The sequence below is a fragment of the Streptomyces sp. NPDC051738 genome, assembly GCF_044453205.1.
GTDB lineage: Bacteria > Actinomycetota > Actinomycetes > Streptomycetales > Streptomycetaceae > Streptomyces.
Genome location: NZ_JBITCM010000001.1, coordinates 159,157 through 183,789, shown reverse-complemented (window position 1 = coordinate 183,789; position 24,633 = coordinate 159,157). Strand labels below are relative to the sequence as shown.

At 72.6% G+C, this 24,633-nt stretch carries 9 protein-coding genes and 2 pseudogenes; 5 read left to right on the top strand and 6 right to left on the bottom strand.

What is annotated here, in order from left to right:
- Positions 1 to 134: 134 nt before the first annotated feature.
- Positions 135 to 14,045: a type I polyketide synthase gene (locus ACIA8X_RS00775; protein WP_399457478.1), complete on the bottom strand. Its 13,911-nt coding sequence runs from the start codon at positions 14,043 to 14,045 to the stop codon at positions 135 to 137.
- Between the two features lie 294 nt (positions 14,046 to 14,339).
- Here ACIA8X_RS00775 and ACIA8X_RS00770 point away from each other — a divergent pair, with 294 nt between their 5' ends.
- Complete coding sequence (locus ACIA8X_RS00770) at positions 14,340 to 15,923, top strand: aspartate aminotransferase family protein (protein ID WP_393449418.1); 1,584 nt, start codon at positions 14,340 to 14,342, stop codon at positions 15,921 to 15,923.
- Positions 15,924 to 16,026: 103 nt separating this feature from the next.
- On the opposite strand, the gene ACIA8X_RS00765 is transcribed toward ACIA8X_RS00770, so the two are convergent.
- The 5 genes from ACIA8X_RS00765 to ACIA8X_RS00745 all read right to left on the bottom strand — a co-directional run bounded on the left by ACIA8X_RS00765 (position 16,027) and on the right by ACIA8X_RS00745 (position 21,103).
- Positions 16,027 to 16,458: a PPOX class F420-dependent oxidoreductase gene (locus ACIA8X_RS00765; protein WP_393449416.1), complete on the bottom strand. Its 432-nt coding sequence runs from the start codon at positions 16,456 to 16,458 to the stop codon at positions 16,027 to 16,029.
- Positions 16,459 to 16,638: 180 nt separating this feature from the next.
- The gene (locus tag ACIA8X_RS00760; protein ID WP_399457477.1) at positions 16,639 to 17,055 is read right to left on the bottom strand and encodes an NUDIX domain-containing protein; all 417 of its coding nucleotides are present in this window, start codon (positions 17,053 to 17,055) and stop codon (positions 16,639 to 16,641) included.
- 65 nt (positions 17,056 to 17,120) lie between these two features.
- A complete protein-coding gene (locus ACIA8X_RS00755) occupies positions 17,121 to 18,293 on the bottom strand; it encodes an MFS transporter (RefSeq protein WP_393449410.1) in 1,173 nt (390 codons plus the stop codon).
- Positions 18,294 to 18,437: 144 nt separating this feature from the next.
- The gene (asnB, locus tag ACIA8X_RS00750) at positions 18,438 to 20,318 is read right to left on the bottom strand and encodes an asparagine synthase (glutamine-hydrolyzing) (RefSeq protein WP_393449407.1); all 1,881 of its coding nucleotides are present in this window, start codon (positions 20,316 to 20,318) and stop codon (positions 18,438 to 18,440) included.
- The gene (locus ACIA8X_RS00745; RefSeq protein WP_393449405.1) at positions 20,246 to 21,103 is read right to left on the bottom strand and encodes a helix-turn-helix domain-containing protein; all 858 of its coding nucleotides are present in this window, start codon (positions 21,101 to 21,103) and stop codon (positions 20,246 to 20,248) included. The genes asnB and ACIA8X_RS00745 overlap by 73 nt, the downstream gene beginning before the upstream one ends.
- A gap of 490 nt (positions 21,104 to 21,593) precedes the next feature.
- On the opposite strand from ACIA8X_RS00745, the gene ACIA8X_RS00740 reads away from it, so the two are divergent.
- The 4 genes and pseudogenes from ACIA8X_RS00740 to ACIA8X_RS00725 form a co-directional block, all read left to right on the top strand.
- Entirely contained in the window at positions 21,594 to 21,848 is a 255-nt protein-coding gene (locus ACIA8X_RS00740) for an aminopeptidase P family N-terminal domain-containing protein (RefSeq protein ID WP_393449402.1), read from the top strand.
- Positions 21,849 to 21,878: 30 nt separating this feature from the next.
- Positions 21,879 to 22,787, top strand: a pseudogene (locus ACIA8X_RS00735) (M24 family metallopeptidase).
- Between the two features lie 30 nt (positions 22,788 to 22,817).
- The gene (locus tag ACIA8X_RS00730) at positions 22,818 to 23,894 is read left to right on the top strand and encodes a PLP-dependent cysteine synthase family protein (RefSeq protein ID WP_399457476.1); all 1,077 of its coding nucleotides are present in this window, start codon (positions 22,818 to 22,820) and stop codon (positions 23,892 to 23,894) included.
- A pseudogene (locus tag ACIA8X_RS00725) lies at positions 23,891 to 24,633 on the top strand (4-hydroxyphenylacetate 3-hydroxylase N-terminal domain-containing protein); the annotation flags it as partial. The gene ACIA8X_RS00730 and the pseudogene ACIA8X_RS00725, both read left to right, overlap by 4 nt.

Here is a 24,633-nt window from a genome sequence, read left to right as displayed (position 1 = left end):
TTGAGGTACTGGCGGAGTTGGTTCTCGTCGGTCGTCACGTCGTCTCAGCTCCATGGGAGATCGGCACGGAAGTCATGGGTCGGCCCGGGCCCGTCCGAGGGAGGGGACGGGCCTGGGCCGTGCGGCCCTGCGCGCTAGTCGAGTTCGTCGACCAGGGCGAACAGGTCCTCGTCGGTCGCGGAGTCGAGGTCGGGCAGATCGTCGTCGCGGAGCGGGTCGGCACCGTCGGCGAGGTCGAGCAGTTCCCGCAGCCGGTCGGCGATGCTCCGGTGCGCCGCCGTGTCCAAGAGCGCGTTCGGCAGCGCGGCCTTCAGCCGGTCGAGGTCGGCCATCACCGGATCGGCGGGGGACGGCTCGACGACCTCCACGACGAGTTCCGCGTGCAGATACGCCGCCAGCGCGTCCGGGTTGGGGTGGTCGAAGACGACCGTGGTGGGCAGCCGCAGCCCGGTGGCGCCGTTCAGCTGGTTGCGCAGCTCGACCGCGGTGAGCGAGTCGAAGCCCAGCTCGGTGAAGGCGCGGGTCGTCCCGATCGAGGTGGCGTCGGTGTGCCCGAGGACGGCGGCCGTCCTCGCCCGCACCAGATCGGTGAGCACCTGCCGCTGTTCCGCGGGCGGGAGCCCGGCCAGCCGCTGCGGGAGCGGCACCTCCCGCCGCTCGACCCGGGGCGCCGGACGCGGGGCGAGCCCCCGCAACGCCGCCGGCAGGTGTTCGGCCCTGCGCAGCGCACCGGTGTCGATCCGGGTGACGGCGTGCACGGGCCGGTCGAGGGTGAGCGCCGCGTCGAACAGCGCGGTGGCCTCGGCGTTGGTGAGGGGCAGCAGTCCGAGGCGGGCCAGACGGTTGAGGTCCGCGTCGGACAGATGGGTGCTGAGCGTGCTGCTCTCGGCCCACAGCCCCCATGCGAGGGAGTGCGCGGGAAGGCCGTTCGCGTGCCGGTGGTGGGCGAGCGCGTCCAGGAAGGTGTTGGCGGCGGCGTAGTTCGCCTGCCCCGGTGTGCCCACGACACCGGCGACGGACGAGTACAGGACGAACGCCGACAGGTCCGCGTCCTTGGTCAGCTCATGCAGGTTCCACGCGCCGTCGATCTTGGGCCGCAGTACGCCGTCGAGTTGGTCCGGTGTCAGCGAGGTGACCGTCGCGTCGTCGGTGATGCCGGCGGTGTGCACGACGGCGGTCAGCGGGTGGTCGTCCGGGATGCCGGCGAGCAGCGCGGCCAGCGCGTCCCGGTCGGCGGCGTCGGCGGCCACGATCTGGACGTGGGCGCCGAGCGCGGTCAGCTCCTCGGCCAGCTCCCGGGCGCCGGGGCCGTCGGGTCCGCGACGGCTGGTCAGCAGCAGCCGACGGGCGCCGTGCTGGGTGACCAGGTGCCGGGCGAGGATCGCGCCGAGGGCACCGGTGCCGCCGGTGACGAGCACCGTGCCCCGCTGCCAGTCCGGCCCCGCCCCGTCCGGCCCGGTGCCCGGTTCGGCCGGGGCCAGCCTCGGGACCAGCACCTCGCCCGCCCGGACGAGGAGTTGGGGTTCGCCGGTGCGCAGCGCGGCGCCGAGGGCCTCGTGGGAGCCGGGGTGGTCGTCGAGGTCGACGAGCGCGAACCGGTCCCGTTGCTCGGCCTGGGCGGAGCGCAGCAGACCCCAGACCCCGGCCTGCGCCAGATCGGTGACGTCCTCGCCGTCCGGGGCGACGGCCCCTCGGGTGAGCACGACCAGCCGGCTCGCCGCGAACCGGTCGTCGGCCAGCCAGTCCCGTACGGTGCCGAGCAACTCGTGCAGCACCCCCCGGGCCCGCCTGGCGAACCCGCCGGCCGCGTTCTCGGCCGGCGGTGGCGGCAGGGGCAGCAGCACCGTCGACGGGACCTCGGCGCCGCCGTCGACCGCGGCCCGCAGCGCGGCGAGGCCGTCGTAGGACGGGACGGGCCGGGCACCGGAGGACAGCGGGAGCCCCTCGCCCAGCACGGCCCAGGGGCCGTCGTCGGCGTCGGTGGCCGGGTCGGTCGGCACAGGGGTCCACCGCACCCCGTACAGACCCTCCCGGGACCGGGCGCTCGCGGCGGCCAGGTCGCCGGGGGAGAGGGGGCGCAGCCGGAGTTCGTCGATCGTCGCCAGCGGCAGCCCCGTCTCGTCGGCGAGGTGCAGGGCGACCACCACGGTCGTGTCGTCGGACTGCGTCACCGCGAGCCGGACCCGCAGCGCGCCGGGGCCCGTTCCGGCCGGGGGCACGCTGATGCCGGACCAGGCGAACGGCACCATCGGACCGGAGGCCACGTCCGCCACCCCCGGCAGCAGCGGGTGCAGGGCCGCGTCGAGCAGCGCCGGGTGCAGGGCGAAGCGCGCGGCCTCGGCCCGGTGTTCCTCGGCGAGGGTGACCTCGGCGTGCAGGTCGTCCCCGTGGCGGGAGAGCCGGGCCAGGTTCTGGAACAGCGGACCGTACGCGTACTCCCGTTCGGCGAGGGCGTCGTAGACCCCGTCGAGGTGGATCTCCACGGCGTCGGCGGGCCGCCGTACGCCCTCGGGGAGGGCCATGGCGGGCTCGCCCGTGCTCAGTGTTCCCTCGGCGTGCCGGGTCCAGCGGCGGTCGCCGTCGGCCCGGGCGGGACGGGAGTGGACGGTCAGCGGACGTCGGCCGGAGTCGTCGGGTGCGCCGACGGACACCTGGATGCGTACGTCGCTGTCCTCGCGGAGCACCAGCGGCGCGGTCAGGGTGAGTTCGTCGACCAGGGTGCAGCCGGCCCGGCGGGCGGCATGCAGCGCGAGGTCCACGAACGCGGTCCCCGGCAGCAGCACGGTGCCCATGACGGCGTGGTCGGCGAGCCACGGGTGGGTACGCGGGGAGACCCGGCCGGTGAGGACGACGCTGTCGCCGTCGACCGCCTCCACGGCCGCGCCCAGCAGCGGATGGTCGGGAGAGTCGAGGCCGAGGTCGGTGGCGTCACCGGAGGCCGCCGGGGCCGTCAGCCAGTAGCGCTGCCGCTGGAAGGCGTAGCCGGGCAGGGGGGTGCGGCGGGCGCCGGGGAAGACCGCGTTCCAGTCGACGCGGCCCCCACGCAGGGCGAGCAGCGTCAGAGCAGCGGCGACGGTCCGCGTTCCGGGGCGTCCGGCCCGCAGCAGCGGGACCACCGTCCCCGCCGGGGCGGTCAGACACGGCTCGACCAGCGCGGAGAGCACCCCGTCGGGACCCAGTTCCACATAGTCGGTGACCCCGGCGGCCTCCAGCCGCCGTACCCCGTCCGCGAACCGCACCGCCTGACGCACCTGGGCCACCCAGTACTCCGGGGTGCACAGTCGCGCGGCGTCGACCAGGTCACCGGTGACCGTCGACACGATCGGCAGCGTCGGTGGGTGGAAGGTCACGCCACGGGCCACCTCGGCGAAGGCGTCGAGCATGCCGTCCATGCGGTGGGAGTGGAAGGCGTGCGAGACGACGAGGCGCTTGACCTTGCGTCCCTCGGCCCGCCAGTGCTCCTCCAGTGCCGCGACCGCGTCCTCGTCGCCCGAGACCACGACCGCCTCGGGGCCGTTGACGGCGGCGAGGCTCACCCCGTCGGGCAGGGTGATCTCGTCCTCCGCCGCCGCGACGGCGAGCATCGCGCCGCCCTCCGGCAGAGCGTCCATGAGCCGGCCCCGGGCCGCCACCAGCGCGCACGCGTCGGGCAGCGACAGCACCCCGGCGACATGCGCCGCCGCGAACTCTCCGATCGAGTGGCCCAGCAGATGGTCGGGCTTGAGGCCCCAGGACTCGGCGAGCCGGAACAGCGCGACCTCCAGCGCGAACAGCGCGGGCTGCGCGAACACCGTGCGGTTCAGCTCGTCCCCGTCGGCGAACACGAGGTCTCGCAGCGGCCGTTCGAGATGGGCGTCGAGGTGGGCGTCGAGGTGGGCGCACGCCTCGTCGAAGGCGGCGGCGAACACCGGGGAGGCCGCGTACAGGTCGCGTCCCATGCCGGGGCGCTGGCTGCCCTGCCCGGTGAACAGGAACGCCGTCCTGCCCCTCGTACCGCCGCCGTCACGCACGACGGAGGGCGTGTCCTCGCCTCGCGCCAACGCGTCGAGGGCCTGCAGGAGTTCGTCCCGGTCGTGCCCCAGCACGGCGGCCCGGTGCTCGTGCCGGGCCCGGCCGGTGGCCAGCGAGAAGCCGACGTCGACGGGTGCGAGTCCGGGCCGCTCGGCCACGAACGCCCGCAGCCGCTCGGCCTGCGCCCGCAGCGCCGTGTCCGACTTGGCCGACAGCAGCCAGGGCAGGGCGGTGCCCGGGGCCGGGCGGTCCTCGGCCGTCGCCACGTCCCCTGAACCCGGGGCGCCGGTCGTCGCGGGCTCCTCCTCCGCCTGCTCGATGATCACGTGCGCGTTGGTGCCGCTGATTCCGAACGACGACACGGCGGCCCGGCGCGGACGCCCGGCCTCGGGCCACTCACGGGCCTCGGTGAGCAGGGCGAGGGCGCCGCTGTCCCAGTCGATGTGCGGCGAGGGCTCCTCGGCGTGCAGCGTCTTCGGCAGCACTCCGTGGCGGATCGCCTGGACCATCTTGATGATGCCGCCGACGCCGGCCGCGGCCTGCGCGTGTCCGATGTTGGACTTGAGCGAGCCCAGCCACAGCGGGTTCTCGGCGTCGTGGTCGGCGCCGTACGTGCCCAGCAGGGCCTGCGCCTCGATCGGGTCGCCCAGCGCGGTGCCGGTGCCGTGCGCCTCCACGGCGTCGACGTCAAAGGCCCGCAGCCCGGCGCCCGCGAGGGCCTGCCGGATCACCCGCTCCTGGGAGGGGCCGTTGGGTGCGGTGAGCCCGTTGCTGGCGCCGTCCTGGTTGACTGCGGAGCCGCGCAGCACAGCGAGCACCTGGTGCCCGTTGCGCCGGGCGTCGGACAGCCGCTCCAGAAGCAGCAGGCCCACGCCCTCGCTCCACACGGTGCCGTCGGCGCGCGCGGAGAACGACTTGCAGCGGCCGTCCGGCGCGAGCCCCCGCTGCCGGCTGAACTCGACGAACGAGCCCGGCCCCGCCATCACGGTGACCCCGCCCGCCATCACCAGGTCGGACTCCCCGGACCGCAGCGCCTGCGCCCCCAGGTGCAGGGCGACGAGCGACGACGAGCAGGCGGTGTCCACGGTGACCGCGGGACCCTCCAGGCCGTACGCGTAGGCGAGCCGCCCGGAGATCACGCTGGAGGTGTTCCCGACCAGCAGGAATCCCTCGAACTCGGCGGGCACCGACGGCAGCCGCGACGCGTAGTCGTCGTACATCGCGCCGACGAACACCCCGGTGTTGCTGCCGCGCAGCGCGGCCGGGTCGATCGCCGCGTTCTCGAAGGCGTTCCAGGCGGTCTCCAGGAGCAGCCGTTGCTGGGGGTCGGTCGCGGTCGCCTCGCGTGGCGAGATCCCGAAGAACTCCCGGTCGAAGAGGTCAGCGTCGTGCAGGAACCCGCCCTCGCGGACGTACGACGTGCCGGTGCTCCCGGGGTCCGGGTCGTAGAGCTTCTCCAGGTCCCAGCCGCGGTTGGCGGGGAAGCCGCTGATCGCGTCCGTCCCGGAGGACACCAGCCGCCACAGGTCCTCCGGCGAGCCCACCCCGCCGGGGTAACGGCAGGCCATCCCGACGATCGCGATGGGCTCGTCGGTGCCGGTCGCGGACGGCGCCTCGGCCACGGCGGCCGGGGCCTCGCCCGCGACCCGGCCCAGCAGATGGCGGGCCAGAGCGTCGGGGCTCGGATGGTCGAAGACGACCGTGGACGCCAGCCGCAGCCCGGTCGCGCCGTTCACCTGGTTGCGCAGCTCGACGGCGGTGAGCGAGTCGAAGCCCTGCTCCCTGAACGCCCGTGTGGCGTCCACGGCGTCACCGGAGGCGTGCCCCAGGGCCAGGGCGGCGGACGTACGCACCACGGCGAGCACCGCGGCGTACCGGTCCTCCTCGGGCAGCGCGGCGATCCGCGCCGACCAGTCCCCGGTGCCGGGGGCGCTCGCCGTGCGCGCGACCCGGCGGGTGCGGACCAGGCCCCGCCAGACGGCCGGGACCTGCTCGGCGCCCGCACCGGCCCGCCCCGGCCGCAGCGCGGCGGGCACGACGAGCGCCCCGGGGGCGGCCAGCGCCTCGTCGAACAGCCGCAGCCCCCGCTCCGCGTCCAGCGGTACGACACCGGCACGCGTCCAGCGGGCCACGTCCGCCTCGGAGAGCGTGCCGCCCATGCCGGCGGTCGCGTCCCACAGCCCCCACGCCAGCGAGTGCGCCGGCAGGCCCCGCGCGCGCCGGTGGTGGGCGAGCGCGTCGAGGAAGGTGTTGGCGGCGGCGTAGTTGGCCTGGCCCGCCATACCGGTGATGCCCGACACGGAGGAGAACAGCACGAACGCCGCCAGATCATGACCGCGCGTCAGCTCGTGCAGATGCCACGCCCCGTCGACCTTGGGCCGCAGGACCGTCTCCACCTGCGCTCCGGTCAGCGAGCCGACGGTGGCGTCGTCGAGGACACCGGCCGTGTGCACGACGGCGGTCAGCGGATGCTCCGCCGGTATGCCGGCGATCAGGTCGGCCAGGGCGTCCCGGTCGGCGGCGTCGACGGCGACGATCCGGACCCGCGCGCCCAGCCCGGTGAGTTCCTCGGCGAGCGCGGACGCGCCGGGGCTGTCGGGTCCTCGCCGGCTGGTCAGCACCAGCCGGCGGGCGCCGTGCCCGGTCACCAGATGCCGGGCGAACAGCGCGCCGAGCCCGCCCGTACCGCCGGTGATCAGCACCGTGCCGTCCGGGTCGAGCCGCGGCGGATCGGTGCGGCGGTCCGCGGCGCGGGCCAGCCTCGGGGCGTGCGACCGCCCGTCCCGTACGGCGATCTGCGGTTCCCCGGTGGCCACGGCGGCGGCCACCTGTGCCCGCACGTCGCCCTTCCCGTCGAGGTCGACGAGCACGATCCGGTCCGGGTGCTCGGTCTGCGCGGTGCGCAGCAGACCCCACAAGGGCGCGTGGACGAGGTCGGTCACGTCGTCGCCGGGCAGGGCGGCGACGGCACCGGTGGTCACGACGACCAGCCGGGACCCCGCGAACCGCTCGTCGTCCAGCCACCGCTGAACCAGCTCCAGCGTCCGTACGGTCGCCGCGCGCGCGGCGACGGGCGTCGCCTCCCCGTCCGCAGCGAGGGTGAGCACCACGAGGTCGGCCGGTGCGACGGCGGACAGGCCGGCCGGATCGGTGAGGTCGCTCCGGCTCCACGCGGGGACCTCCGGCGCGGACAGCGCGGGCCAGTCGATGGTGAACAGGGAGTCGTCGCGGGCGCCTGTGACCGTGGCGAGCCTGCTGCGGTCGACCGGGCGCAGCGCGAGGGAGTCGACGGTCACGACGGGAGCGCCCGTGCCGTCGGCGACCGTCAGCCGGAAGGTGTCCGTGCCGAGGGGCGAGATCCGCACCCGCAGCGCGGTGGCCCCGGCCGCGTGCAGCCGGACCCCCGCCCAGGAGAACGGCAGCCTGATCCGCCCCGGGTCCTCGGCCGCCGACGGCAGCAGCGGGTGCAGCGCGGCGTCGAGCAGCGCCGGGTGCAGCCCGAACAGGGCGGCCCCCTCGCGCTGTTCGTCGGCGAGCGCCACCTCCGCGAGGAGGTCGTCGCCGAGCCGCCACACGGCCCGCACGCCCCGGAACGCGGGCCCGTAGTCGTAGCCGAGGTCCCGCAGCACGGCGTATGCGTCGTCGACCGGCTGCGCCACCGCGCCGGCGGGCGGCCAGGCGCCCGTGTCCCCGGCCGTCGAGGCCGGACCGGCGGTCGGCGCGAGGACACCGGTGGCGTGCCGGGTCCACGGCCGGTCCGCCGCCGTGTCGTCGTCGGCGGTGGCCGGGCGCGAGTGGATCGTGAACGACCGGGCGCCGGTACCGTCCGGGTCGGTGACCCTGACCTGGACGCGTACCGAGTCCCGCTCGGGCAGCACCAGCGGTGCCTCCAGGGTGAGGTCGTCGACCCGCTCCGCGCCGACCCGCTCCCCGGCGGCAAAGGCCAGCTCCAGGAAGGCCGTGGCGGGCAGCAGCACCGCGCCCTCCACGACGTGGTCCGCCAGCCATGGGTGCGTACGCGGCGACAACCGGCCGGTGAGGACGAGGTCCTCGCCGCCGGCCATTTCCACCGCCGCGCCGAGGAGCGGGTGGCCGGCCGGATCCAGCCCGAGCCCGCGCGCGTCGGAGCGGGCGCCGGGGAGCAGCCAGAAGTGGTCGCCCCGGAAGGCGTACGTCGGCAGGTCGATCCGGGCGGCGCCGGGGAAGTACGCGGTCAGGTCGACCTCGCCGCCGGCCGCGTGGAGGTGCGCGAGGGCGGTCGTGTACGTGTCCGCCTCCGGCCGCCCGGCCCGCGAGAGCGCGACGCTCGTCACGGCGGCGCCGTCGTCCTCTTCCTCGGCGAACGCCTCCCGCGCCATGCCGGTGAGGACGGCGTCCGGACCCACCTCCACGAACAGCCCGGCCCCGAGCGCCCGCAGGGACCGTACGGCGTCGTGGAAGCGGACGGTGGCGCGGATCTGGTCGGTCCAGTAGTCGGGGGAGCACAGCAGCTCGGGCTCGGCGGGTTCCCCGGTGACCGTGGAGACGACGGGGATCTCGGGCGGGTGGAAGGTCAGGGACCGGGCCACCTCGCGGAACTCGTCGAGGATGCCGTCCATGTGCGGCGAGTGGAAGGCGTGGCTCACCTGGAGCCTGCGCGTGCGGCTGCCGCGCTCGCGCCACTGCTCCGCGATCCGAGTGACCTCCGGCTCGTCGCCCGCGAGCACCACGGAACGGGGCCCGTTGACGGCGGCGAGGGAGACGGCGTCGGCGTGCCCGGCGATCGACTCGGCAACCTCGTCCGGGTTGGCCTGGATCGCGATCATCGCCCCGTCCGAGCGGGCCGCCTGCATCAGCCGGCCCCGGGCCGCGACCAGCGCGGCGGCGTCCTCCAGCGACAGCACGCCGGCGACATGGGCCGCCGCCAGCTCGCCGATCGAGTGTCCGGCGAGCAGCTCGGGTACGACCCCGTCGCGCTCGACCAGCAGCCGGAAGAGGGCCACCTCCACGGCGAACAGCGCGGGCTGGGTGTACCGCGTGCGGTGCAGCAGCTCTGCCTCCGCACTGCCCTCCTCGGCGAACAGCACCTCGCGCAGCGGCCGCTCCAGATGAGGGTCGAGCGCCGCGGACACCGCGTCCAGCGCCTCGGCGAACACCGGGAACGCCTCGTACAACTCCCGGCCCATCCCGAGGCGTTGGGCGCCCTGCCCGGTGAACAGCAACGCCGTCCGCCCCGTCTCGCCGACATCGCCCCGCACGACGTTCGGTGCTCCTGCCCCGTCGACGACCGCGTCCAGCCCGGCCAGCAGTTCGCCGACGTCCGAGCCGAGCACAACGGCACGCCGCCGGAACGCCGTCCGCGTGGTCGCCAGCGCCAGCCCGACGTCCCCGGCGCGCACCACGCCCGTACTCCCCACGAACTCCCGCAAGCGCCCGGCCTGCGTGCGCAGGCCGTCCTCGGTGGGGGCGGAGAGGACCCAGGGGACACGGGGGGCGGGGGAGGCCGCGGTGTCGGCCGCCGGGATCGCGTCCGCGCCGGTCGCCGGGGTAGCAGGCGCGATGCCCGCGGGGATCGGGTCGGCACCGGCGGTGCCCGCCTCATGGCCGTCGGCGGCCGGACCCGCCGCCGCGGCCGTGCCTCCCCGCGGTGCCGCGGCCGCCGTGTCGGCCCCGGCCGGCTCCGCCACGTCCCCCTGTTCCACGATCACATGCGCGTTCGTGCCGCTGATCCCGAAGGACGACACGGCGGCTCGTCGGGGTGCGTATGTGTGCGGCCACTGCCGTCGCTCGCGGACCAGTTCGGCCGCGCCGGAGGCCCAGTCGACGTGCGGGGTCGGCTCGTCGACGTGCAGCGTGGCCGGTACGACGCCGTGCCGCATCGCCTGGACCATCTTGATGACGCCGCCGACCCCGGCCGCGGCCTGCGCGTGCCCGATGTTGGCCTTCAGCGAACCGAGCAGCACCGGCTCCCGGCCCCCTCGGTCCCGCCCGTACGTGGCGAGGATGGCCTCCGCCTCGATGGGGTCGCCCAGTGCGGTGCCCGTACCGTGCGCCTCCATGACGTCGACGTCGGACGTGGTGAGCCCGGCGTCGACGAGCGCCTGCCGGATCACCCGCTGCTGCGACAGCCCGTTCGGGGCGCTCAGCCCGTTGGACGCGCCGTCGGAGTTGACGGCCGAGCCCCGCACCACCGCGAGGACCCGGTGGCCGTTGCGGCGCGCGTCGGAGAGCCGCTCCACGACCAGCAGGCCCACGCCCTCCGCCCACGCGGTCCCGTCGGCCGCCGCCGCGAACGCCTTGCAGCGCGCGTCCGCCGCCAGCCCGTGCTGCCGCGAGAACTCCAGGAACATGCCGGGCGTCGACATGACCGTCACCCCGCCCGCGACGGCGAGACTCGACTCGCCGCGCCGCAGCGACTGCACCGCCAGATGCAGCGCGACCAGCGACGACGAGCACGCCGTGTCCACGGTCACCGCGGGTCCCTCGAACCCGAACTGGTAGGCGATCCGCCCGGACATCACGCTCGCCGCACCGCCGGTCAGCAGATGCCCCTCGATGCCGTCGGGCGCGTCGTGCATCCGGGGTCCGTAGTCCCCGGCCGTAGCGCCGACGAAGACTCCGGTACGGCTGCCGCGCAGCTCCTGCGGGACCAGTCCGGCCCGCTCCAGCGCCTCCCAGGCGGTCTCCAGCAGCAGCCGCTGCTGCGGGTCCATGGCCTGCGCCTCGCGCGGGGAGATCCCGAAGAAGGACGCGTCGAACCGGCCCGCGTCGTGCAGGAACCCGCCCTCGCGGACATAGCTCTTGCCGGACCGCTCGTGGTCCTGGTCGTAGAGGTCCTCGGCCCAGCCCCGGTCGGTCGGGAACGCAGAGATCGCGTCGCCGCCCTCGGCCACCAGCCGCCACAGATCCTCGGGCGAGGCGACACCACCGGGGTACCGGCAGGCCATGCCGACGATCGCGATCGGCTCGTCGTACGCGTCCTGCCCACCCAAGCCCGAACCGGCCCCGGCCACCGGCAGCAATTCACCGGCCCCGCCCGGGTCCGCCCCCGCCAGCTCGGCCGCGACGAACTCCGCCACCGCCCGGGGTGTCGGATGGTCGAACACCAGCCCCGTCGGCAGCCGCAGCCCGGTCGCCCCGGCGAGGTTCTCGCGCAACTCCACGGTCATCAGGGAGCTGAACCCGAGGTCCCGGAACGGCACGTCCATCTCGACGGCCCGCCCGGCAGCGTACCCCAGGACGGCGGCGACATGGGAGGTCACCAGCTCGACCGCCGACCACTCACCCGCCGCCGCGGACGCGACGGCGCGCTTCGGCCGCACGGCGGCGGGCAAGGCTCCGGGCCCGAGCGCGGGCACGGAGGAACCACCGGCCGCGGCATCCTCCGCGCGGGCCAGATCCGTCACCCAGTACCGCTCCCGCTGGAACGCGTACGTCGGCAGATCGATCCGACGCCCCCCGGCCCCCTCGAACACGGCCTCCCAGTCCACCCCCGCTCCGCGGACGAACGCCCGCGCCAGCGCCGTCCAGGCCGTCCGCTCCTCGGGCCGCCCCGAGCGCAGCGCCGGTTCGGCGGCTACGGAGTCCTTGTCGAGCACGCTCTCGGCCACCATCGCCGAGCAGACGCCGTCGGGCCCCAGTTCGAGGACGGTCCGTACGCCCTCCGCCTCCAGGGTCCGCGCGGCCCGCATGAACCGCACCGGCCGGCGGACCTGCTCGACCCAGTACTCGGGGGAGGTCAGCAGCTCGGGCGCCGCGATCTCGCCCGTCACCGTGGAGACGACGGGGATACGGGGCTGGTGGAAGGCCAGCCCGGTGACCACCCGGCGGAATGCGTCGAGCATCCCGTCCATGTGCGGCGAGTGGAACGCGTGGCTCACCGTCAGCCGCTTGGTCTTGTGTCCCCGCTGCTTCAGGACGGCGGTGATCTCCAGCACCGCGTCCGTGTCCCCGGAGAGCACGAGGGCCGCGGGGCCGTTGACGGCGGCGACCGCCACCTCGCCCTCCCGGCCCGCCAGCAGCGGCAGCACCTCGTCCTCGGCGGCCTGTACGGCGACCATGGCGCCTGCGGCGGGCAGTTCCTGCATCAGCCGGCCCCGGGCGGCGACCAGCGCGCAGGCGTCGGCCAGCGAGAGGACCCCGGCGACATGGGCGGCGGCGACCTCGCCGATCGAATGCCCGGCGAGGAGGTCGGGCCGTACGCCCCACGACTCGAACAGCCGGAACAGCGCGACCTCGACGGCGAACAGCGCGGGCTGGGTGTACCGGGTCTCGTCGAGTGCCTCACCGGTGGCGACGACCTCACGCAGCGGCCGCTCCAGCAGCGGGTCGAGGTGGGCGCACACCGTGTCGAAGGCGGCCGCGAACACCGGGAAGGCGGCGTGGAGTTCGGTGCCCATCCCGATCCGCTGGGCGCCCTGCCCGGTGAAGACCATGGCCAGTCGGCCCGTCGCCTCGGCCCCCGTCACCACCCCGGCCGCGGGCAGCCCCGACGCCAACGCGCGGAGCCCGGCGACCAGTTCGTCCCGGTCGGCGGCCAGCACGACACCCCGGTGACCGAGCCGTGACCGGGTGAAGACCGACGACCGGCCGACGGAGGCGGGCTCCGCGTCACCGTGGCTCTCGATGAACTCGGCGAATCGCCCGGCCTGGGCGCGCAGCGCCTCCGTACCCCGCCCGGAGACCACGACGGGCAGCACGGCGCCCGCGGGGCGGGTGTGCGGGGCGGCCTCGGGTTTCCGCGCACTCGGCGCCTCGCCCACGACCACATGGCAGTTGGTGCCGCCCATGCCGAAGGAACTCACGCCGGCGACCAGCGGGCGCTCGGGGTGCGGCCACTCGCCCAGCCGGTCGTTGACCGACAGGTTGAGCGTGTCGAGCGGGATCTGCGGGTTGGGCGTACGGAAGTTGAGGCTCGGCGGGAGCATGCGGTGGCGGACGGAGAGGACCGTCTTGATGAGCCCGGCGATGCCGGCGGCCCCTTCGAGGTGCCCGATGTTCGTCTTCACCGAGCCCACCCGCAGCGGGTCCCCGGGTGCCTTGAGCGCCCCGACCGCCGCCCCGAGCGCGGCGGCCTCGATCGGGTCGCCGACCGGGGTTCCGGTGCCGTGCAGCTCGACGTACTGGACGGCGTCCGGCACGACCCCCGCCCGCCGCTGGGCGAGTCGGACCACCTTCTCCTGTGCGGCGGCGCTGGGCACGGTGAGGCCGGGCGTGGCGCCGTCGTTGTTGACCGCGCTGCCGAGGATCACGCCGTGCACCCGGTCGCCGTCGGCCAGGGCCCGCCGCAGCGGCTTGAGTACGACCATGCCGGCGCCCTCACCGCGCACATAGCCGTTCGCCCGGGCGTCGAAGGTGAAGCAGCGCCCATCCGGGGAGAGCCCGCCGAACCGCTCGGCACCCACCACCCCTTCGGCGAGGAGGTTGAGGTTGACGCCCGCCGCTAGCGCCAGTTCCGCCTCTCCGGCGCGCAGGCTCTCGCACGCGAGGTGTACGGCGACCAGCGAGGACGACTGGGAGGTGTCGACGGTGAGGCTCGGCCCGTTCAGCCCGAGCGCGTACGAGACCCGGTTGGCGATGATGCCGCGGTGGGTGCCGACGACGGTGTGCTGGGTGATGGCGGCGGAGCCCTGCCGGTAGAGCAGGCTCGTGTAGTCCTCGCGGGCGGTGCCGACGAACACGGCCGTGGGACTGCCGTCGAGGCTCGTCGCGACGATCCCCGCGTCCTCCAGCGCCTCCCAGGTGATCTCCAGCAGCAGCCGTTGCTGCGGGTCCATGACGACGGCCTCGCGGGGCGAGATCCCGAAGAAGGCGGCGTCGAACTCCTCGACGGCGTCCAGGAACCCGCCCCGGCGTATCTCGCTGCGGGCGTCCGCCGAGATCGGCTCCCACCGATGCTCGGGCATCTCGGTGACGGCGTCCCGGCCCTCGCGCAGCAGCCTCCAGAACGTCTCGGGACCGTCGGCGCCGGGCAGCCGACAGGACAGGCCGACGACGGCGATCGGTTCCTGCCGATCCAGTGGGTTTATTGCTGCGGAGTGTCGCTCACTCGTCATCTTCGCTCGGCTGCCCTTCCATTTACTGGAAATCACCTCGGGTAACGCCCATGCGCTCCCGCCGAGCGTATCCGGAGTTTTTCGAGTCGGCCCAAAATTCAGTCCCGTCCCGGTAACGTGCCGCACGCTCCGGAAAGAACGTGCCACGAGGACGGCCAATTACCGGAGATGTTCCAGGGAATTACCGGAGAGTGGGATGTTACTGGCTCATTACGGCAGAACCGGCAGGTGGGAGATGCGGGTGTTAGGGTCTGCCGAAATCGGTCGGGCAGAAAAAACGGAGAGGAAAACCCGGTGGTCGAGAAACTCGAACTGGCGGAACCGCACCTTGCCGGATGGCTGTCCTCACTCGGACTCGGCGTCGAATACATCCGCGCCCAGGGAAACACTCTCTTCTACCGTGACGACCAGGGCACGGAAATCCCGGTCCTCGACCTGGTGGGCGGCTACGGCTCGGCGATACTCGGGCACAACAACCCGGAGATCGTGGCCTACGCCAAGTCCCTGCTTGACCAGGGGACCCCGATCCACGCCCAGTTCTCCCGGCACCCGTACGCCAACGACCTCGCCTGGAAGATCAACGGCATCCTCCAGCGGGAGTTCGGCACCGACGAGCACTATTCGGCGGTCTTCGCCAACAGCGGCGCCGAGGCCGTCGAGGTGGCGGTCAAGCACGCCGAGCTCGACCGGGTGATGAAGCTGGCCGAGCTGACGGAGGAGATCGAGGCCCACCTCGACGAGGCCCGCGCGGCGATACGGTCCGGTGCCCGCATCGCCACCGACGGCGCCGCCGACCTCCTCGGCCCCGACGCCGCGCCGGGGGACGCCGGCGACATCGACCGCCTGCTCGACGCGGTCCGGGCCGCCAACAGCGAGCGCATGTCAGCCCGCCCGGTGTTCCTGGCCCCGGAGGGCTCCTTCCACGGCAAGCTGGTCGGCAGCGTCCAGCTCACCCACAACGCCGGCTACCGCGCTCCGTTCACCGCCCTGGCCGCCCAGTGCCGCTTCGTGCCGCTCGACCAGCCGGACGCGCTGGAGAAGACCGTGGCGGAGGAGCGCAGGACGGTCCTGGACTTCACCGTCGAGGAAGACGTCGTCCGCCTGACCGAACGGGAACTGCCCGTCATCTGCGCCTTCATCCTCGAACCCATCCAGGGAGAGGCCGGCATCCGGGTCCTCGACCGGGCCGCCGTACGCCGGATCCAGGAGGTCTGCGCCACGATCGACTGCCCGATCATCGTGGACGAGGTGCAGAGCGGCATGGGCCGCTCCGGCGCGTTCTTCGCCAGCTCGCACCTCGGCCTCCAGGGCGACTACTACACCCTCGCCAAGAGCCTCGGCGGCGGCATCGCCAAGGCCGCGCTCACCCTGATCCGGGGCTCCCGCTACCGCACAGACTTCGAACTCGTCCACAGCTCCACCTACGCCAAGGACAGCTTCTCCACCCTCATCGCCGGCCGCACCGTGGACCTGCTGGAGGCCGACGACGGCGGGGCGTACCGGCTGGCCGCCGAGCGCGGCGACCAACTCCTCGCGATGCTCGGCCGGTTGAGGGAGGAGTTCGGTGACATCGTCAAGGACGTCCGCGGCAAGGGCCTGATGATCGGCCTGGAGTTCCACGACCAGTCCGAGTCCTCCTCGGAGATCATCCGCGACCAGGCTCAGGCGGGCCTCCTCGGCTATCTCTTCGCCGGTTACCTGCTGCGCGTCCACGCGATCCGCATCTTCCCCACCGCGAGCGCCACGAACACCCTCCGGTTCGAGCCGTCCGTGTACCTCACGGACGACGAGATCGCCCGGGCCGACCAGGGCCTGCGCGACCTGATCGGGGTCCTGCGGAAGCAGGACGGAGAGACGTTGCTGCACGCGCACGCCTGAGCAAGGGAAAGCGGAACGGCCGTCGGCCTCCGAACCCGACTGGGTTTCGGAGGCCGACGGCCGTTCCCGTGAACGCGGGGGCGTTCCCGCGCCTGCCGTCCCGTCAGCTGATGTCGGCCCCGTAGACGTGGTCGACCGTCATCGTGATGAGCACCCGGCGGTCGGAGACCATCACCGCCCGGTACTCGTCCCAGTTCGGGTGCTCCCCGGCGGCGACCCGGTAGTAGTTCACCAGCGCGTCCACCTCGGGCCCGTCGGGGGCGGTGCCCGGCCCGGTGAGCGTGGCGATGCCCTCGGCGGTGGCCCACGACATGCCGTCGGGGCTCGTCACCTCCAGCGTGGCCCGGGCGTCCCGCCGCAGGTTCGCCACCTTGGCCGCGCCCGCGCTGGTGGACACGTAGATCACGCTCGCCGACTCGTCGTAGAACGGCTGGACGGGGGAGAGCTGGGGCCGCCCGTCCGCCTTGATGGTCGCAAGCACACCGATCTGGCTCTTCGCGAGCAGCGCATGGGGGTTGAAGGATGTAGCGGTCATACCCCGATATCAACCTTTCGTATCACCTTGAGGTTGGCGCAGGCGTGCTGCCGCCCTTTCCTGACCTTCATACCAGGGCGACCCCGGGGTATCGCACGGCATGATCAGCCATTCTTCGCATGCGAGGGCACGACGAGGAGAACCGACCCGGCCGCGAAGCGAGTAAGAGCGGCACAGGGTTCAGGTCCTCGCTGCCGGCGTGTGACCATGAGGCCGAACAGGTGCGATCGCGCCACGGCGTCGCAGCAGAGGCAGTACGTGGTCTCGGACTGCTGGTGCGAGTACGAGGTCCTGTTCTCGGCCGGATGCCCACCGCAGGTGAGCCAGTTCGGCCGCTGGTCGGGGCACCTGGCTGATGTGCGCCTCGAACACCGTCATCCGCATCGGCACATTCTCCAGCGCTGCCACGGCTTCGACTTCGGCCAGGAAGCGTGTCCTCATCGGTTTCACACCGAGTTCCTCGGCCAGTTCCCGCACCAGGGTCTCCGACGCCTCCTCCCCCGCGTCGGGCTTGCCGCCCGGCAGGTAGAACATGTCAGGTGCCGCCTTCTTGCTCACGACCAGGAGACGTCCCTCCTGCACGATGGCGGCGGCCACCACGAGCAGTGGCCGTCGGCAGCCGGTGCCCCTGCTGTCGCCGCGCGGTCGATCGTTCATACGCGTCACTTCACCGTCCGCTCGGGGCGCAGCAGCCCGGCCAGGAAGAGGGCGAGGGCGCAGAAGGCCATGGCGGTGACCATCACCAGCGACGGGCCCGAGTAGTCGAGGGCGAGGGAGCCGGACAGGGCTCCCAGGCCGATGGAGACGTTGAAGGACAGGACGTAGAGGGAGGTCGCCGCCTCCCGGGCCTGGGGGGCGCTGCGGAAGACCAGGGTCTGCAGGGCGACCGGCAGTGCGGAGTAGGCGAGACCCCAGCTGAGCAGGAAGACGATCGCCGCCGGTTTCCAGGCGCCGGCGGCCAGGAGCAGCGCCATCGAGCCGCCGGTGCCGGCGATGAGGCAGAGAACGACCGTGCGCAGCGCCGGGCCGCGTCCGATGATCGCTCCTGCCAGGAAGTTGCCCGCGACGCCGGCGGCGCCGAAGGAGAGCAGCAGTACTCCGATCATGTCCGGGGCCACGCCTATGTTCCGGAGCAGGAAGGGGGTGATGTAGGTGTAGGCGGCGTAGTGGCCGATCACGACGACGGCGGTCACGCCCACCGCGGTGCGTAGGTTGCCGGTCCTCAGCAGGCGGGGCAGCTCGGAGAGATGGATGCCGCCGCGGGCGGGCATCGGCGGCATCAGCACCGCGGTGGCGATGAGAGCTACGGCGCTGCAGGCGGCCAGTGCCCAGAAGGCGGCACGCCAGTCCAGCCACTGGCCGACGATGGTGCCGAGGGGCACTCCGAGGACCGTGGCCAGGGAGATGCCGGAGAACACGACGGCCGTTGCCCGCACGGAGTGGTCCGGTGGCACCAGCCGTACGGCGATGCTCGCGACGATGGCCCACAGCACGCCGTGGATGAACCCGATCACCAGTCTGACGAGCATCAGCCACACGTAGTTCACGGCCAGTGCGGTGAGGACGTTGCCCACGACGAACACCGTGAGGATGACGAGGAGCAGCCGTCCGCGGTCGAGACGGCGGGTGGCCGCGGTGAGGACCGGGGCGAGGATGCCGGCGAAGAAGCCGTAGCCGGTGACCGTCAGCCCTACCGTTCCTTCCGAGACCCGCAGATCGGCCGCCATTTCGGGGAGCAGCCCGAAGGGCATGGTCTCGGTCGCGGTCACGGTGAAGACGCCGAAGGCGATGGCGACGACCGCGAGCCATCCTCGGGTGGACGCGTGCGGCGGCACGGGGGGTGCCGTTGTGGTGGACGGTGATGTTTGTTGCCGACCGATGGGTGCCAACGTCGTGCTCCGGGAGGAGGGGGGAGAAGGGGGATGGGTGGGGAGTCCCTGGCGGGCGCCGGGCACTCCCCGTGTCGGGCTACGGGGCGGTCAGGGGAGTTTGATCGTCGGGGTGTACATGTCGATCCAGACGGCCAGATCCAGCGTCCGTTCCAGGTCGCGTCGGGAAGCCTGGTCGATCTGTGGAGTGTCGGCCGCGACCGCCTGTCGTAGTCCGGCCTTGTCGACCAGGTCGAACACCGGGTGCCCAGGTGTGTCCAGCAGGTCTGCGCACTGTTGTCGGAGGGCGGCGGCGTATGTGGGGTCCTGGGTGGACGGGTAGGGGGACTTGCGGCGCTCCACCACGGAGCGCGGCAGAACATCCGCGGCAGCGGCGCGCAGCAGTGACTTCTCCTTCCCGTCGAAGGACTTCAGCGCCCAGGGCGCGTTGTACACGTACTCCACCAGCCGGTGGTCGGAGAAGGGCACCCGCACCTCCAGACCGGAGGCCATGCTCATCCGGTCCTTCCGGTCGAGCCAGATGCGCACGAACCGGGTGAGATGGAGGTGGCTGATCTTGCGCATCCGCCACTCCAGGTCGCTCTCACCGTCGAGGCGTTGGATGCCGGACACGGCGTCGCGGTACGAGTCCTGAATGTAGTCGTCGAGGTCGAGTGCCATGCTCAGGTGGTCGGTCAGCAGGCTCTGCCGGGCGGGCGCGGAAGAGTCGTCGTGCTGTTGCTTCCGGCCCTGGCCGAAGAACTGCTGGTGTCCGGCCAGCCAGGGGAAGGTGGTGCACTTGCGCGCCTCGGGGTCGAAGAACTGCCGGTAGCCGCCGAACAGTTCGTCGGCGGACTCACCGGACAGCGCCATGGTCGCGTGCTCGCGGATCGCCTTGAAGAGCAGGTACAGCGAGGCGTCGAGGTCGCCGAGACCGGAGGGGAGGTCGCGGGCGCGGATGACCTTCCGGCGGACCTCGGGGTCGGTCATCTCGGCCGAGCTCAGCACGATGTCCTGGTGCAGCGTGCCGGACTTCCGCACGACGTCGTGCACGAAGGGGGTGTCCGGCTCCGGGCGCAGCTCGTCGGCGACGAAGTTCTCGGTCAGGCCGACGAAGTCCACCGCGAAGCTGCGCACCTTCTCGCCCTGCCCGGCGAGTTGCGCGGAGGCGATCGCCGTCATGGCCGAGGAGTCCAGCCCGCCGGAGAGCAGGGTGCAGCTGGGTACGTCGCAGACGAGCTGGCGGCGCATCGTGTCGTGCAGGAGTTCCTGCACCCGGGCCACTGTGGCGTCCCGGTCGTCGGTGTGCTCCGCGGTCTCAAGGCTCCAGTAGCGGGTGGTGCGGATGCCGGTGGTGCGTACGGTGACCACGGTGCCTGGCTCGACCTCGCGCATCCCCTCCCACACCGCGTGGCCGGGGGTCTTGACGAACGCGAACAGCTCCCGGAAACCGTCGACGGTGACGACGGGTTCGGCGAGCGGGTTGGCGAGGATGGCCTTGGGCTCCGAACCGAACAGCACCCCGTCGGGCGTGGGGTAGTAGTAGAACGGCTTGATGCCCGCCCGGTCGCGGATCATCACCAGCTTGTGCTCGCGGGCGTCCCAGATGGCGAAGGCATACATGCCGTTGAGGCGGTCCGCGACCGCCTCGCCCCACTCCAGATAGCCACGCAGGACCACCTCGGTGTCGGAGCGGGAGGTGAAGGAGTGCCCGCGAGCGGTGAGTTCGGCGCGTAGTTCGTGGAAGTTGTAGGTCTCTCCGGCGTACACGATGGTGACGGCGCCGCGGGGAGTCGGCACACTCATCGGCTGTCCCCCGCCGGGGAGGTCGATGATGGCCAGCCTGCGGTGTCCCAGGGCGACATGCTCGTCGACGTGGGTGCCAAGGCCGTCAGGCCCGCGGCAGGCCATCGTCTCGGTCATGGCGTCCACGGTGGACTGCTTCGTGCGCAGGTCGCGGTCGAAAGCGACCCACCCCGTGATGCCGCACATGTGTCTCCTGCCTTTCCTGTCGGGATCGGTCCGGTCGTCCGGACGGTTCCGGTCGTGGCGTCGGGCGATGCGGTGGTGATGTGGTCGGGAAGGGCGTCGAGCAGGCCGTAGCCCTCGGGGTCGGCCCTGACGGCGGGGAACCGGCCGGGGGTGCAGCCGATCAGTGCCTTGAAGGTGCGGGTGAAGTGCGCCTGGTCGTGGTAGCCGGCCGCCCCGGCCGCGTCGGCCCACGTCCGGCCGTCTCTGCGATGGCGCAGCGCCGCCTGCAGCTGCAGCACCTGGGCGAGTGACTTCGGCGGCAGGCCGACCTGTTGGAGGAAGCGGCGTTGCAACCGGCGGTGGCTCCATCCGGCCTCGGTGGCCAGTTGGGCGACGGGGGTCTGTCCTGCGGTGTGGTGCAGTTTCCGCCATGCCCAGTCGACCTGTGGTGACCACGGCGGGCCGTTGAGCAGCAGGCGGGCCAGCAGGCTGTCGAGCAGCGCGAAGCGCGAGTGCCAGTCGGGGCATCCGGCGAGCCGGCCGACAAGTTTCCGCAGGCGGTTGCCGAGTACGTCGGCCAGGTCCACCGTGCGGCGGGCGAACGGCCCCATGGGAGCCGCTGTCAGGCGGTACGCGGCGAGCGGGGTCAACAGGACGGTCACGCCGTGCACCGGTCCGGTGTACTCGCCGAGGGCGGCGGTGGCGTGAGTGCCGATGGCCAGCGAGGTGGCCGTCACCGACCGCGTCGGGTTCACCGCGTCGACGACGCGCAAGGGGCCGCCGAATCCGAAAACGAGCCTGACCATTCCGTCCGGTGTTATCAGCCGGCTTCCGGTCCGCCCTTCTCCCACTCGGAAGCCTCGGTATCCGAGTATGTGGCCGCGCGGAGTAATTCTGGCTGTTCTCCACACCACCTCCTTTGCGCGGGGCGCCATGAACGGGTTCTCGCTGACGGCTTTCCTCCAGGGCATGCGAAATGACTGGTGGGAGGTTGAATGCTAGGTGCAATCAATGCCCTGGTAGGGACTTTTCCGCCCCTGTTGGTTGATGTGTAAATTTCGTGCAGGGGTGGCTGTGACGTCTCAAGTTCCAGGTTTGGTATGCCAAAACTGTGAACACGGATGTATAGCCCTGAATGCTCTGATTTCGGACAGGCCGGTATGGCGGAATATCGCGGCTCGATTGCCGCTCGGTCGACGGGTGTCGCATATGTGCAAGACCGATTTAGTCGGCGGCCGTAATGCTGAGGCGCGAGGAAGTGAAACCGTATTCAGGGCATTGAGGAGAACCGATCGAATGCGCGTCAACCATGAGCGCCTCCAGCGGAGGATGAGCGAATTCGGCCTGGACGCACTGGTAAGCACCACCGCGGAGAACCTGACGTATCTGACCGGCGTCAGCAGTGTGCATCTGGACATGTTCCCGCATTCGGGCCGGGCCTTCGCCGTGCTGCCCCGGGACACTCGGGCGGGCGCTCTCTTCGTCTGCGGGCGCTGCGAGGTCGACCAGTTCCTCGACGCCGACGAGCGGATCGCCGAGGCGATCGCCTAGGGCCCCTTCTACCGGGAGCTGCCCGAGGAGGTGACCCTGAACCACGAGGACGCCCTCCTGCGGGCCGTCTCCGACGATCCGCGCTTCGGCGACGCCCTGTCCGCCCTGACCCACGCGGTGCAACAGGCCTGCCCCGGCGGCGGCCGGGTCGCTGTCGACGAGGAGGGGGTGCCGGCGGAGTTCCTCGACGAACTCGGCAAGCGGCTGCCAGGCTGGCAACTGGTGCCCGGTGCCGGGCACTTGAGGCATGTCCGCCAGGTGAAGACCGACCGGGAGACGGAACTCGTCGCGGCGGCCGCGCGCGTCGCGGAGAACGCGATCCGCGCGACCGTCGCCGTGATGCGGGAGGGAGTGACCGAGCGGGAACTGGTCCGCGAGTTCAACCGCTCGGTCGTCTCGCAGGGCGGTACGCCGCGCTTCACGCTGATCCGCATCGGTGCGAACGCGGTCGCCGGCCAGCGCCTGCCCACCACGACGGCACTGCGGCGGGGCCAGGCCGTGTGGTTCGACGTCGGAGCGGTGGTCGACGGCTACTGATGCGACATCGCCCGGGTGGCCACCCTCGGGGAACCCGACCGGCGGGTGGCCCGCCTGTACGAGGCCGTACTCGCCGGCGAGCAGGCCGCCCTGGACCACGCGCGCCCCGGCATAACCGGCCAGGAGCTCTTCGAGCTCACCGTCGGCGCGGTCCGGGACGCCGGGATCCCGCACTACCGGCGCAGCCACGTCGGGCACGGCATCGGCGTCGAGGTCTACGACCCGGTGCTGATCCGGCCGGACAGTACGGACGCACTACGGGCGGGCACCGTGGTCAACATCGAGACGCCCTACTACGAGTTCGGGTTCGGCTGTGTGCACGTCGAGGACCCGTTCGTCGTCGGCCCGGACGGCAACCGCCTGCTGACCACCCTGCCCCGGGAACTGATCGTCGTCCGCTGACCGGCCCGAGCCCACCCGCATGGAGGCATCGTGATCCACGACAACCTGTTGGAGACCCTCGGCGCGACCCCGGTCGTCCGGCTGCACAAGCTCCTGCCACGGCCGCAGGACCGGATCTACGTCAAGCTGGAGGGTACGAATCCGTCCGGCAGCATCAAGGACCGCGCGGCCCTGCACATGGTCGAGCAGGCAGAACGCGCCGGTCTGCTGCGACCGGGAGCGACACTGGTCGAGTCGACCTCGGGCAACCTCGGCAAGTCCCTGGCCCTGATCGGTGCCGTCAAGGGCTACCGGGTGATCCTCGTGGTCGATCCCAAGACGCCTCAGTCCGTGCTCGCCTATGCGACGAGCCTCGGGGCCGAACTCGACACGGTCACCCGGCCCGACGCGAACGGGAGCTACCAGGCGGCCCGCATCCGGCGGGTGCGCCGACTGGTCCAGCAGGTTCCCGGCGCGTACACCCTGGACCAGTACAACAACCCCCACAACCCGGAGGCGCACCGGCTGCACACCGCCCAGGAGATCGCCAAGGACTTCGACCGGTTGTCCGCACTGGTCGCCACGGTCAGCACCGGCGGCCATCTCAGCGGGCTGAGCACCGCCCTCAAGGAACGGTTCCCCGCCCTGCACGTCCGGGCCGTCGACGCCGTCGGCTCCGCGGCCTTCGGCCACCCCTTCGAGCCGTACCGCATGCGGGGCATCGGCCTGAGCTGGCGCCCCGGCAACCTGGACTCCCGTCCGGTCGACTCGCTGCACCGGGTCACCGACACCGAGGCCCTGTCGGTGTGCCGGGTACTGGCCGCCGAGGAGGGCCTGCTGCTGGGCGAATCCGGTGGCGCGGCGGTCTTCGCGGCCCTCGGCTATGCCGCCACGCACCCCGGAGAGCCAGTCCTGGCCATCGCCCCGGACACCGGTGCCAACTACCTGTACGAGACGTACGACGACCAGTGGCTGCACCACCGCGGCACCCCGCTGGAGACCCTGTGGCTGACCCCCGAGGAACTGCTGCGCCACACCCGCCACCCACTCCACCCGCCGGTCGCCATGGGCGCGGAATTCGCCCCCACCGCAGAATCCGGCCAGGTCGCGACGGGAGGGCGGGCATGACCATCCGTACCGGAGCCGAATACCTGGCGGGACTGCGTGACGGACGCGAGGTCTGGCTCTGCGGGCGACGAGTCGACGACGTACTCGCCGAACCCGTCCTGGCCGCCGCCGCGCACACGGTCGCCCGCCTGTACGACCTGCAGCACGACGCGCGACTGCGCGATGTGCTCACCTACCAGGGGGTGCCGAGCGCCACCCCCTGTCGCTGGCCCCACCGCGGGACGCCCGTGACCTGCGCCGGCGCGGAGCCGCGTTCCGGGCCACCGCCGAGACCACCTTCGGGCTGCTCGGCCGCTCGCCCGACTTCGTGAACACCGCGGTCACCGCCTTCGCCTCGGCCGCCCCGTTCTTCGACAAGGCCGACCCGCGCTTCGGCCGCAACGTCACCGCGTACCACGCCGCCTGTCTGGCCGCCGACCCGTTCCTGTCGCACTCCGCCATCAACCCGCCGCTCAGCCGCGCCCGTTCCTCCCACGAGCAGGACGACCCCGACGTCCACCTGAGGATCGTCCGGGAGACGAGCGAGGGCGTCGTGGTGCGCGGCGCCAAACTCATCGGGACCCTGGTACCCGTCGCCGACGAGATCGTGGTCTTCCCCCTGCCCGGTTACCGGCCCGGCGACGAGGCCCACACCGTCGCCTTCGCGATCCCGGTGGCCACGCCCGGCCTGCGGATCGTCTGCCGGGAACCCCTGGTGGCCGACCCCACCCGGCTGCTCAGCAACCCTCTCGCGCCGTAC